The following is a 12,415-nucleotide window of genomic DNA, read 5'->3' as shown; positions in this document are numbered from 1 at the left end:
AGCGATTTCAATCGCGCTTCGAATCGGTCGATCACGGCTCGATATTCGCCGCATTGTGCGAGGTTTGTCGTCTCTTCCGGGGCGTCAACGATATCGAACAACTCGGCTTGATAATTCACGTAATGGTGATACTTGTAGCGTCCACAGGTCAGCCTATAAGCGGCGCCGTCCGCCCCCACCGCGTGATATTCGCTGAATCCGAGGCGCTCGAAATCATCCGCTTCGTTGGCCATCTCGATCAGCGATTTGCCCGGCAGTGCCCTCTCTTCCTCCACTGGCGCAAGCCCCACCGCATCCAGCGCAGCAGGATAAATGTCCACGAGCCCCACGTTGGTCAGCCGCCTCGTGCCTGCTGGCACGCCAGGCCCGGCGACGATCATGGGGATGCCGGTCGACTCGCGATATAGCGTCGATTTGTTCCAGAGCCCGCGTGCGCCCAGGTTGTCGCCATGGTCCGACGAATAGAGCACGACGGTCGTTTCGGCCAACCCCAACCGATCCAGTCCTCCCGTAGTTCACGATCGTCCGGCGAGGCCCGAACGGCCTGCCGCGTCACCCACGCGCCTGCTGCATCGTCTGCGGTGAGACGCGCAAGCACCGGTCTGGGGAGCACTTTAAGTTTTGTGGATTCTGGCGATAAGGGAAGAAATAGTCGCTGTCGTTCCATTTTTGGAACGAGGCAGCGCGCCTTCCGGTCCGGCGCGACGCGCCGTCCGGATGGAGCGCGCCGAGGACACCGTCATGCGGCCACGTACGTCTGCACGCCCAGCCCGGGCAACGCGCAGTGTCGTACCGGAAACACGAGCGTCTCGATCGTGAAGCCCTTCCAGCTTTCGCTTCATGGGTCGTCCATGATTGCCTCCACGTGGCGGGTGAAGCGGCGCGGATCCCGCACGCCGCGCCGCAAGTCCGTCCCTACCCCCTGCCTGTCTATTCAACGTTCACCTGGATACGTCTCGGCTTCGCCTCCTCGCGGCGCGGGATCGTCAGCTTGAGCACCCCGTCGGCAGTTGTGCGTCGATGCGCGAGACATCGAAGTCCGGGCTGAGCGTGAAGGCGCGCCAGAAGCGCGGATGGCGCACTTCACTGTGCTGCAGACGCAGCCCGGATGGCGCAGGAATGAGCGCCTCCGCCTCGATGTTGAGGCTGCCGTCCTGCCCACGCACGTCGAGATTTTCGCGCGGCACGCCTGGCAGGTCTGCGTACAGCGTGATGCCGCGGCTGTCCTCGAACACGTCGACCGCGGGCGCGATGCGGGTGACGTGCTTCGCCGTTTCCGCACCCTCGCGGGCGGCGACATCGGCGCGCGATGGACGCGATGGAAGGTTAGCCGGTTCAGTGCTGTCGTTCATGATTGCCTCCGTTACGTTCATGCCGGGTCTGGGGACTTACTGTGTTGACGGGAGGAAAGGTTTCGCCGCGCATCGCGCGCAGGCTTGCGGGAAAGCCTGTCATGGCTGAAGAGTGAACTGTCCGGGCCGGCGCACCGGTGGCCGGGTTCCCGGGCTGATCCGATTGCGCAAGCGTGGTCGAGCCTGTCGAGCGCGGGTCCCCAGTGGACGGCACGTCATCGCCGCCATTGGCCTGCGAGCGCGCCATGCGGCTGCCGCCCGTTCGCGTAGATCGTCACGCAATATCCAGCCGTGATCCTGGCCTTCACGACGCCGGTCGCGAGCACGAAATCGGTAAACGTGCCGGCGATGCCGACGCGCGGCTTCGACTACGCCAGCGTATAGGCCGAGGTTCCGGGCCCGGATTCCAGCAGTGCTCGCAATGAACCTTTGCAACGGGATTGCGCGCCCGGGGTTTGCCCCTGTACCCTGACATTGTCCAGACCAACGACAAGGAGAAGGACCATGATCAAGTCCAAGCTACGCCGAATGATCACGAGGGAACGGCAAACGACGATGGACAGCCGGCGCCTCGATCGCGAAGCTTCCGAACAACGTCAACCGGATGAGCCGGCGGCGCCGGAGCCGCGATCGGATGTGCCGCGATTTGGCGAGCGTGCGTCGCGCCACTGAACGCCGCCAGAATGGGTCGAACAACGCTTGGCAAGATGCGCGCACCTGCATCGACTTGCAAGCCTCCCGCCTTCACCTGTCATTCGATGGACCGCCCAAAACGACCTCGCGATTCCTGCCCGCACGACATTTGAACCGTCCATCGGACAGTGCATACGGTCTGCTTATCGAGCATTCGGTGCAGCGCCTGAGCACCGAACACCTGGAGCGCTTCACCACATGGCTCGGGCCGTCGCGGCAATCACAGGAATTCCCGAACGCCCCGCATCAATTCGAGGCGTTTGCAGGTCGCCTCGAATTCGGCGGCCGTGACAGCCTTGCGCCGCCAGCTAACGTGGTGGAAACCGCAGCCCTTCTCTTCATCACGCGCGCAGTCGAGAAAAGCGACATGATTGCCGTCCTCGCAGAAGACGTCGCGCATTACTACGCCGAGCATGGGCTGGTCGAGACCCTTCCTCTGGCAATGGAATGCAGGATGGACGATTTCAGCCTCATTACGCAGCGCACGGTCGCCAAGCATGGGCATAGAATATTTCCTCGAGGTTTTGACCCATCCAGCCCGCCATCCGATACCTGGCAGCAGTCGGATTAAAATGGATCAAATCAGGCTAATCGTGTTGACAACCTGTTGATTACACAGTGGAATCTATAAATGCTTGTGGGTCTCACCGGATGAATCTGTACAACAATGGATCGACAAATGGATTACAGCCCCGAAGCCATCCGCACAGTCGCGCTCGTCGGCCACGCCGGCTGCGGCAAGACCTCGCTCGCTGAAGCGCTGCTGCATCAGGGCGGCGCGCTGCACGCGCCGGGCAGCGTGAGCCGCGGCACCGCGCTGTGCGATTTCGACCCGCTCGAGCGCAAGTACCATCACTCGCTCAGTTCCGCGGTCGCCCATCTCGACTACCAGGACACGCGCATTTATCTGCTCGATACGCCGGGCTATCCCGACTTCGCGGGCATGGCGATCAGCGCGCTCGAAGCCGTGGAGACGGCGGCCATCGTGATCGACGCGCGCACCGGCATCGAAATGACCACGAGCCGCATGATGAGCTGGGCGCAGCAGCGCAAGCTGTGCCGCATGATCGTCGTGAACGGCATCGACGGCGAAAAGGTCGATCTTCCGGGCCTGCTCGCGCAAATCCAGGAGCGCTTCGGCAAGCAGTGCCTGCCCATCAATCTGCCCGCCAAAGGCGGCAGCGACGTGGTGGACTGCTTCTTCAATCCCGCCGGCGAGGCGGATTTTTATTCGGTGGAGGCGGCGCACAATGCGCTCGTCGACCAGGTCATTGAATTGGACCCCGAATTAATGGAGCTGTATCTGGAGCAAGGCGAGGCCATCCGCCCGGAGCAGCTTCACGAGCCCTTCGAGCGCGCGCTGCGCGAAGGGCATCTGGTGCCCGTGTGCTTCACCTCGGCGGCCACGGGCGCCGGCATTGCGCAGTTGCTCGACGTGTTCGTGCGGCTCCTGCCCAACGTCACCGAGGGCAACCCGCCGCTGTTCTATCGCGAGACCAGCGCAGAAACCAGCGGCGAGACCGGCGGCAAGACCACGCCTGCGCGCGCGGAGCCCGACCCCGCCAAGCATGTGCTCGCGCATGTGTTCAAGATCGTGGTGGACCCGTACATCGGCAAGGTGGCCGTGTTCCGCATCCATCAGGGCACGGTCTCGCGCGACAGCCAGCTCTATATCGGCAACGGCCGCCAGCCGTTCAAGGTCGCGCATCTCTTGATGCTGCAAGGCAAGGATCACACGGAGATCCAGCGCGCCGGCCCCGGCCATATCTGCGCGGTCGCCAAAGCCGACGACATCAGCTTCGACGACGTGCTGCACGACGCCCCCGAGGACGGCGACATCCATCTCACGCCCTGCGAGTTCCCCAATCCGATCTATGGCCTTGCCATCGAACCGGCGCGGCGCGGCCACGAGCAGCGCCTCTGGGAGGTGCTGCAAAAGCTCGCCGCCGAAGATCCCTGTCTGCTGATCGAGCATCCCGTGGGCACCAACGAGACCGTCGTACATGGTCTCGGCGAATTGCATCTGCGCTACATGCTCGAGCGGCTCACCGAGCAGCACAAGCTCGAAGTCATCACGCGGCCGCCCACCATCGCGTGGCGCGAGACCATCGGCGGCAAGGCCGAGGGGCATTGCCGCCACAAGAAGCAGACGGGCGGCGCCGGCCAGTTCGGCGAGGTCATGCTGCGCGTGGAGCCGCTGCCGCGCGGCGCGGGGTTCGAATTCGTCGATGCGGTCAAGGGCGGCGCCATTCCCTCGCAATTCATTCCGGCCGTGGAAAAAGGCATTCAGCAGGTGATCGAAAGCGGGCCGCTCGCGGGCTTCCCGATGCAGGACGTGCGCGTGACCGTGTTCGACGGCAAGAGTCATCCGGTCGATTCGAAGGAGGTGGCGTTCGTCACGGCGGGGCGCAAGGCCTTCATCGATGCGGTGCTCAAGGCGCAGCCCATCGTGCTCGAACCGATCGTCGACATCGAGGTGATGACGCCCGAGGCGGCGATGGGCGACATCATCGGCGATCTTTCCTCGCGGCGCGGCCAGGTGCAAGGCACGCGCACGGTGAGCGGCAACGCCATGGTGATTGCGGGCAAGGTGCCGCTCGCCGAGCTCAACGACTACCAGTCGCGCCTGAATTCGCTCGCGGGCGGGCACGGCAATTACAGCATCCAGTTGAGCCACTACGATCCCGTGCCGCCCTCGCAGCAGGACAAACTCGCGGCCCAGCACAGGGCGCGCGGCGATAGCGCGGAGTGAAGCACGGGGCGAGGCGCGCAGCGTGGGTACGTCGTGAAGCACGCCGCCCTGACCGGCGCGCGGGCGTTCTTCGGACCCGGCAGATCCGGCGCCAATAATTAGACAACGAACAGATTAATTTTTCAAATAGAACAATGGTTTAACATATATTCGATATATCGCGCCGGACATGGTCCAATAACCGCAACGGGATGATCGCCATGATTTACCGCGCATGGGAAAACCCGGGTCTCTTACCGTAATATACGTGCGATCATATCGATCCACGGCTTATTGATCTGCCCGAACCGGCCGATCCGCCAGCAGGCCGGCTCCCGGCCCGGAGACCCGACGATGGACCTCGCACCGCTCACCGAACTCGCCGCACGCCCCACGGCCCCCGCCGCCGACACCCCGCATCGTCCCGGCGTCCTGCTGCTCACGGGCAGCGTGCTGCGTCCGATGGCGCTCTCGCTCGACGCGTTGCGCGCATATCCGGCCACGACCACCGCGCCGTTCGATCTGCGCTGCTACACCACGCAGCGCTTCATTCGCACCGTCGAGCCCTACCGCGGCGTCCTGCTCACCGACCTGATCGGCGATGCGGGCCTGCGCTGCGAAGCGCACGGTGACTTCAAGCGCATGATCTTCATGGCGATCGGCCACGACGGCTATGCCGTTCCCTTCACGTGGCACGAGCTGTTCAACACGCCGGTGGGCCAGCAGGTGATGGTGGCCTACGCATGCGGCGGCGCGCCGCTCACCGAGGAAGACGGCGCGCCCGTGCTGTTCTCGGGCGGGGACCTCGTGCCCGCGCCGCGCCACGTCAAGCGCCTCGCGCGCATCGACGTGCGCGTGCTCGCGCCATAAGCGTTCGCATAGCGCACTTGCAGCGCTTGCAGCACTTGCCGCGCTAGCACCAGCGGCGCCCCGCCCGCCCAAGCGGTTGGCGTTTCCATACCCGCAACATAGCGCGTGCGTTCTATGTGCCGCGCGCCAAGAAATGGCTTACTCCAGGCATCGCCCCGAAGCGCGAAAAACACGCCGCCCGGGGCGCTTTACGACACCTGGAGACTCTCGTATGTCCATCGACGTTCGCTCACACCAGTACGTCCTGACCCTGTCCTGCCCGAGCGCCGCCGGACAGGTGGCCGCCGTCGCCAGCTTTCTGGACGGCCATCATTGCTATATCGACGAGCTGACCGTTTTCGACGACGACATCAGCTCGCGCTTTTTCCTGCGCTGCGTCTTTCACGAAGTAATCAGGGGTGCCAACGATGCGCTCGGCGAGCTCGACCTCGCGAGCCTGCGCAAGGAATTCGAGCCCACGGCGCGCACGCACGAGATGACGTGGGCGATCCACGACCTGCAAGTACGGCCCAAGGTGCTGATCCTCGTTTCGAAGCTCGAGCACTGCCTTGCCGACCTGCTGTTCCGCTGGCGCATGGGCGAGCTGCAGATGGACATTGCGGCCATCGCCTCGAACCATGCCGATTTCGAGCCGCTCGCGCGCCAGCACGGCCTGCCGTTCCGCCATCTGCCGGTCACGCCGGAAACGCGCCCGCAGCAGGAAGCCGCGATCCTCGACCTGTTCGAGTCGACCGGCTCCGAACTGCTCGTGCTCGCGCGCTACATGCAGATTCTTTCCGACGAGACGAGCAAGCGCCTCGCCGGCCGCGCGATCAACATCCATCATTCGTTCCTGCCCGGCTTCAAGGGCGCGCGCCCCTACCATCAGGCGCACGTGCGCGGCGTGAAGCTCATTGGCGCGACGGCGCACTTCGTCACCGACGATCTCGACGAAGGCCCGATCATCGAGCAGGAAGTGCAGCGCGTCGATCACACGTGCGATCCCGAGCGGCTGCTCGCCGTGGGCCGCGACGTCGAATGCGTGACGCTCGGGCGCGCCGTGAAAGCGTTCCTGGAACGCCGCGTATTCATCAACGACGGCCGCACGGTGGTGCTCTAAGGCTCAACCGCGATGACGGCGCTGCGCCTCCTGCGCGAGGCCCGCCAGCGCCGTCTCGCTCAGCTTGCCCGTCACGCGCTGCGCATAGTCGTGATGACGCCGTTCGAGCGCGGCGCCAAGGCACCGCGCGCGCAGATAGCGCAGCAAGCCGATGCGCTCGTGCCCGCGCGCCATGCTCTGTTCGAGCAGCGCGAGCGCGGCGGCGGCGTCGCCATGACTGGCGCGCTGGTTGAGCTCGACGGTTTTGGTGCGCGGCACGTGCGGCACGGTTAGGGACCTTTTCGCGTGGATCGGCTTGAATCAACTTGAATCGGCCTGCTTCGGCCGGCGCGCGCCACTCGACGCTACGCCCCGCCGAGTGTCGCCAACGCGGCGCCGGGCCGATAGAACAAATGCGCCGTGGCCGCGGAATGCCGTCGCCACGCGCCGCGCATGGCCCCCAAATTTCGCTTTGACGCAGATAGCTGACGCATAAGCACAAGTACCGGCATGCCGGATCGGCGACGCTTGAGCGGACTGCATCGCCGCGGTTTGCGCATGGTTTTGCGCGCGCCGCGGATGGTGTCCGCATGCGCTTGCGCTACGCCTCGCGCATGGGTTTTCCTGAGCCACCCGCCCCATGTCCGACCCGCTACCGATCGTCCCCTCGCCCGACGCCCAGCCCGCGGAGCGCATCCGCTTCGGCATCGTGCTGCTGCCCAATTTCACGCTCACCGCTTTCTCGGGCTTCGTGGACATGCTGCGCCTCTCGGCCGACGACGGCGACTACAGCAAGCCCGTGCGCTGCTCGTGGCGCGTGATCGGCGAGACGCTCGCGCCGGTGCGCGCGAGTTGCGGGATCCAGGTCACGCCGTGGGAGACCTTCGAGAATGCCGAGCCCGTCGACTACCTCGTGGTCGTGGGCGGCCTGCTGCATTCCGGTCCGCAGGCGAGCGAGGAAACGCTGCGCCATATCCGCCGCGCGGCGGCCGGCAGCACCACGGTCGTGGGCATCTGCACCGGCGTGTTCGCGATGATGCGCGCGGGCGTGCTCGACGAGCACCGCATCTGCGTGAGCTGGTTCCACTACTGGGACTTCATCGAGCGCTTTCCCACCGTGAATGCCGATGCGCTCATCGCCGACCGGCTCTTCGTGATCGACCGCCGCCGCATCACCTGCTCGGGCGGGCGCGCGTCGATCGACGTGGCCGCCGCGATCCTGCTGCGCCACTTCGATCACGCGACCGTGCAAAAGGCGCTGCGCATCCTGCTGGTTGGCGAGATGCAGAAGGGCAACGCGCCCCAGCCGCATCCGCCGGGTCTGGAGCCCGCGACGCATCCGAAGGTCAAGCGCGCGATCCTGCTGATGGAGCAGCAGGTCGGGCGCAACATCCCGCTCGAAGAGCTCGCCTGCAAGCTCAATCTCTCGCCGCGCCAGCTCGAACGGCTTTTCAAGGCCGAGACGGGCAAGAGCCCGCGCGCGTTTGCCAACGTGCTGCGCCTGCGCACGGCCGCATGGCTGCTCACGAGCTCGGATCGCACCGTGGCCGATATTGCGTCGAGCTGCGGCTTCGCGGACGCCTCGCATCTCGGACGCGAATTCCGCAAGCAGTTCGGCGTGCCGCCGATCATGTTCCGCGAGCAGCGCAGCGGGCAACGCGGTGGCCAGCGAGTTGGACAGGACAGCGCGCAGATGGCCGACCTCGACGCGTTCTTTCGCACCGACCCGATCGTGGTGGCCGACGCGAACGCGCCCGGCTCGTCTTCGCTCCATTGATTCGCCGCCGCGCCGGGCAACGCGGCGCGCCCCTCACCTCACTCGACCCCGCGCCGCTCGTGGCTCGGCGCATGACCGAACTGCACGCGATACGCCTTGCTGAAATGGCACGGCGAATTGAACCCGCAGACGGCCGTCACACGCGCGATCGACGCATCGGTCGTGCGCAATAGCTCGCGCGCCCGCTTCAAACGCAGCGTGAGGTAATAGTGCGTGGGCGAGACGTTCAGATAAGCCTTGAACATGCGCTGCAGATGCCGCTGCGAAAGCCGCACGAGCCGCGCGAGTTCTTCGAGCGAAAGCGGCTCGCGAATATTGGCCTCCATCAGCCGCACGACCTCGACCAGCTCCGCGCGCGAGAAGCCCACGCGCGCATCGACGGGAATCGGCTGCAGATCGGTCGCGCCGCGAATACGTTCGAGAATGAACTGCTCCGAGACCTTGGCCGCAAGCTGATGGCCGAAGCGCGCGCCCACGAGATCGAGCATCAGATCGAGCGGCGCCGTGCCGCCCGTGCAGGTGAGCCGGTCGCGATCGACCACGAACAGCTCGTCGGCGAATTGCACGTGTGGAAAGGCCTCGTGCAACGCTGAAAGATTCTCCCAATGCACCACGCACCGGTAGCCGTCGAGCAGCCCGCTCGCCATCAGCGCGTAGGCGCCCGTGCAGATGCCGCCGAGCGGAATGCCCTGCTCCGCGAAGCCGTGCAGCGCGGCGCGCACGTTCTCGTCCACGGCTTCCTGAATGCGGATGCCGCCGCAGACGATCATCACGTCGGGCAGATCGGCGGGGTCCGGCGCCTGGGCCGGCCGCACCGATATCCCGTTGCTCGCGCGTGCGGGCGCGCCGTCGAGCGTATAGACGGACCAGCGATAAAGCTCGCCGCGCCCGACATAGTTGGCCATACGCAGAACTTCGACGGCGCTCGAAAACGCGATCATCGAAAAGTTCGGCAAAGTCAGGAACCCGAAATGCTGTAACGAAGAAGCCGTCCTGGGTTGTTCGGCGGCCACGGCGATGCCGGACGTCACATTGCGCCTCGATGGAGACAAACCTGCACAGACTGATCATGAAGAACCGGCCCGCTCGCGCGGGCCGGTCCACCCGGTAAGACAACGGCGATTACCGCAAGCGCCCTGGCGCTCAGGCCCACTCAGGCCTGCGCGACTACCGCGCGCGGACGAAACAATTGCTTCACGCCCGAGAACAGTGGCGCCCTGGCGGCACCGGGCGCGCGGCCGAAGCTCTCGGTAATGCGGTCGAGAATGATCGCGAGCAGCACCACCGAAAGCCCGCTCTCGAAACCGAGGCCGATGTCGAGACGCTGGATGCTCGCGAGCACGTCGTTGCCGAGGCCGCCCGCGCCCACCATCGAGGCAATGATCACCATCGACAGCGCCATCATGATCGTCTGGTTCACGCCCTGCATGATCGACGGCAGCGCGTTGGGGAACTGCACCTTGTAGAGCAGTTGCCACGGCGTGCAGCCGAAGGCCTGCCCCGCTTCGACGATCTCGCGGTTCACGTGCTTGATGCCGAGGCTCGTGAGACGCACGGCGGGCGGCATCGCGAAGATCACCGTCGAGAGAATGCCGGGCACGCGGCCGAGACCGAACAGCATCGCGGCCGGAATCAGGTAGACGAAGGCCGGCATCGTCTGCATCAGGTCGAGAATCGGCCGCACGATGGTCTGCACGAGCTTGTTCTTCGCGGTCCAGATGCCGAGCGGAATGCCGAGCACCAGGCTGATGAGCGTCGACGAAAGCGTGAGCCCCAGCGTGACGATCATCTGATCCCAGAAGCCGGTTGCGTAGATGAGCAGCAGCGAAGCCGTGGCGAAGATCGCGAAGCGCCAGCCCACGCGCCAGAGCCCGAGCGCGATGAAGAACGCCATCATCGCCCACATGGGAACGATCTGCAGACCGTGCTCGATGAGCCTCGCAAAGCTTTCGATGCCCCTGCCGATGGCGTCGAACGTATTGGCGTCATGGTCGAGCAGATAATGAACCGACTGATCGACCCATTGGCCGAGTGGAATGATCTCAGACATGGGCACCCCTGTTGCGCGTAATGACCTTGAGGACAGCGGCCTGATCGATGGAGCCGCAGTAGCGGCCTTCATCGTCGACCACGGGCAATGCTGTGTTGGTCGCGCACACGCGCGAGACGACCTGATCGAGCGGCGCCGCGCGCGAAATGCATTCGACCTGGCGCAGCGAGGGCTTCTCCACGCCGATCGCATCGCGCGTGACGAAACCGCTGATGCGGCGCTGCGCGTCGAGCACGAACGCATATTCGTTGCTGCCGTTGAGCGACGCGGCCACGCTCGTCTTGTCCAGCGTGCGGATGAGCGGCACCGCTTCGCGCTGCATCAGATCGCCGGCGGTGAGATAGCGGCTCGTGTCCACGCTGTCGAAGAACGCGCGCACGTAGTCATCGGCAGGATTACTGATGATTTCCTGGGGAGTGCCGATCTGCACGATGCGGCCGCCTTCCATGATGGCGATGCGGGTGCCGATGCGCAGCGCCTCTTCCAGGTCGTGCGAAACGAACATGATCGTGCGGCGCTGCTCCTTTTGCAGTTGCAGCAACACGTTCTGCATTTCCTTGCGCTTGAGCGGATCGAGCGCCGAGAACGCCTCGTCCATGATCATCAGCGACGGGTTCACCGAAAGCGCGCGCGCGAGGCCCACGCGCTGCTGCATGCCGCCCGAGAGCTCGGCGGGCAGCTTGTGCGCGAACTGCGCGAGACCGACCTGCTCGAGCACGGTGAGCGCGCGCTGCTCGCGCTCCTTGCGCCCGACGCCGGCCACTTCGAGGCCGAAGGCCGCGTTCGCGAGCACCGTGCGCTGGGGCATGAGCGCGAACGACTGGAACACCATGCTCATGTCGGTGCGGCGCAGCGAAACCAGCTCGCGCTTTTTCACGGCCGCGATATCGCGGCCGTCGATCACGACCTTGCCCGCGGTGGGCTCGACGAGACGATTGATGAGGCGAATGAGCGTGGACTTGCCGGAGCCCGAGAGCCCCATCAGCACGAAAATCTCGCCTTCGTTCACCGAGAACGAGGCGTTATTCACGCCAAGCACATAACCGGTCTTCGCGAACATTTCGTCCTTGGTGGCGCCGCTCGAAAGCAGCTCGCGCGCCACTTTCGGATTGGGCCCGAAAACCTTGCATAGTCCATCGACTACGATCTTTGGGGATTTCATCGACTCCATCTCCTCGTCATGCAGGCGCCAGCCCGCGCTGTGTCTCTGTGTAGCTACATAGTTGCCAGAAAAAACCCTGCCGGGATGGCTATTTACGACAAGTGCTTATGCAAAAACGACACGGTGGTTTGGGGTTCCGGTTTGATGGGTGCTCATTGGTGTTTGGGGTTGGGGTTGTGCACCGCGGCGGTGCGGGTGGGGTTTATTGGTGCGGGTATTGCGCGTTTTCCTCTTCGCGCTTTCTTCTTCGCGTTTCCTTGTTTTCGCGGCGGTCTGCCAGGGTTGCCCCTGTGCGGGGCGGCACCTACTTTCTTTGCGGCGGCAAAGAAAGTAGGCAAAGAAAGCCGCTCACACCGCCAGTGTGACGAAGTCCGCAAACTGCCGTTCAGGGGGAATGGTATAGGCGCGTCTGCCATCTCGCACCATTCCACTCAGTGACAAAGGAGTCATTCATCCCGCTGCCCGCTACGCGCGCAGCGGTCGGGTCTGCATGGGAAACCAGGGGGGCCTGGCAGGCGAATACGCATGCGTTCATCGATACGCATGCGTCCCGCTGGGTTTCGGTTATGCCCCACGGCGCGCGCAGCGCCGCCGGAAGGATGAGCCCTTTGTCACTCCGGGATGGGGCGAGTGGTGACGGACGCTCCGGAACCGCTCCGACAATGGGCTAGTGGTGGACGGCGTCACACTGGCGGTTTGAGC

General features: G+C 64.7%; 9 protein-coding genes and 3 pseudogenes. 6 read left to right on the top strand and 6 right to left on the bottom strand.

What is annotated here, in order from left to right:
• Positions 1 to 11: 11 nt before the first annotated feature.
• A pseudogene (locus U5775_RS39535) lies at positions 12 to 494 on the bottom strand (sulfatase/phosphatase domain-containing protein); the annotation flags it as partial.
• Positions 495 to 930: 436 nt separating this feature from the next.
• A pseudogene (locus tag U5775_RS26515) lies at positions 931 to 1,352 on the bottom strand (Hsp20/alpha crystallin family protein).
• A gap of 504 nt (positions 1,353 to 1,856) precedes the next feature.
• Here U5775_RS26515 and U5775_RS26510 point away from each other — a divergent pair.
• The 5 genes and pseudogenes from U5775_RS26510 (at position 1,857) to purU (ending at position 6,745) form a co-directional block, all read left to right on the top strand.
• The gene (locus U5775_RS26510; protein ID WP_322061079.1) at positions 1,857 to 2,024 is read left to right on the top strand and encodes a hypothetical protein; all 168 of its coding nucleotides are present in this window, start codon (positions 1,857 to 1,859) and stop codon (positions 2,022 to 2,024) included.
• A 307-nt stretch (positions 2,025 to 2,331) separates the two neighbouring features.
• Positions 2,332 to 2,526 (top strand): annotated as a pseudogene (locus U5775_RS39530) (LysR family transcriptional regulator); the annotation flags it as partial.
• Positions 2,527 to 2,724: 198 nt separating this feature from the next.
• A complete protein-coding gene (fusA, locus tag U5775_RS26500; protein WP_322061078.1) occupies positions 2,725 to 4,797 on the top strand; it encodes an elongation factor G in 2,073 nt (690 codons plus the stop codon).
• A gap of 333 nt (positions 4,798 to 5,130) precedes the next feature.
• Complete coding sequence (locus U5775_RS26495) at positions 5,131 to 5,646, top strand: molybdopterin-dependent oxidoreductase (protein ID WP_322061077.1); 516 nt, start codon at positions 5,131 to 5,133, stop codon at positions 5,644 to 5,646.
• 211 nt (positions 5,647 to 5,857) lie between these two features.
• Positions 5,858 to 6,745, top strand: coding sequence for a formyltetrahydrofolate deformylase (purU, locus tag U5775_RS26490; protein WP_322061076.1), 888 nt, complete (start codon positions 5,858 to 5,860; stop codon positions 6,743 to 6,745).
• Positions 6,746 to 6,748: 3 nt separating this feature from the next.
• Here purU and U5775_RS26485 read toward each other — a convergent pair whose 3' ends face one another.
• On the bottom strand, positions 6,749 to 7,003 hold the full coding sequence (locus U5775_RS26485) for a hypothetical protein (RefSeq protein ID WP_322061075.1): 255 nt from the start codon (positions 7,001 to 7,003) through the stop codon (positions 6,749 to 6,751).
• 361 nt (positions 7,004 to 7,364) lie between these two features.
• Between U5775_RS26485 and U5775_RS26480 the strand changes: the two genes are divergently transcribed.
• Positions 7,365 to 8,501, top strand: coding sequence for a GlxA family transcriptional regulator (locus U5775_RS26480; RefSeq protein ID WP_322061074.1), 1,137 nt, complete (start codon positions 7,365 to 7,367; stop codon positions 8,499 to 8,501).
• Positions 8,502 to 8,539: 38 nt separating this feature from the next.
• On the opposite strand, the gene U5775_RS26475 is transcribed toward U5775_RS26480, so the two are convergent.
• From U5775_RS26475 to U5775_RS26465, 3 genes are all read right to left on the bottom strand, one after another.
• A complete protein-coding gene (locus U5775_RS26475; RefSeq protein WP_322061073.1) occupies positions 8,540 to 9,532 on the bottom strand; it encodes a GlxA family transcriptional regulator in 993 nt (330 codons plus the stop codon).
• 122 nt (positions 9,533 to 9,654) lie between these two features.
• Positions 9,655 to 10,551, bottom strand: a complete 897-nt coding sequence (choW, locus tag U5775_RS26470) for a choline ABC transporter permease subunit (protein WP_322061072.1) — start codon at positions 10,549 to 10,551, stop codon at positions 9,655 to 9,657.
• Positions 10,544 to 11,713 carry a glycine betaine/L-proline ABC transporter ATP-binding protein gene (locus U5775_RS26465; protein WP_322061071.1) on the bottom strand — a complete coding sequence of 390 codons (1,170 nt, stop codon included), beginning with the start codon at positions 11,711 to 11,713 and terminating at the stop codon, positions 10,544 to 10,546. Before U5775_RS26465 ends, choW begins: the two co-directional genes overlap by 8 nt.
• Positions 11,714 to 12,415: the final 702 nt, after the last annotated feature.

The sequence above is a fragment of the Paraburkholderia sp. J63 genome, from assembly GCF_905220245.1.
Taxonomy (GTDB): Bacteria; Pseudomonadota; Gammaproteobacteria; order Burkholderiales; family Burkholderiaceae; genus Paraburkholderia.
The sequence above is the reverse complement of the archived record's forward strand: the minus strand, read 5'-3'. Positions and strand labels throughout refer to the sequence as shown.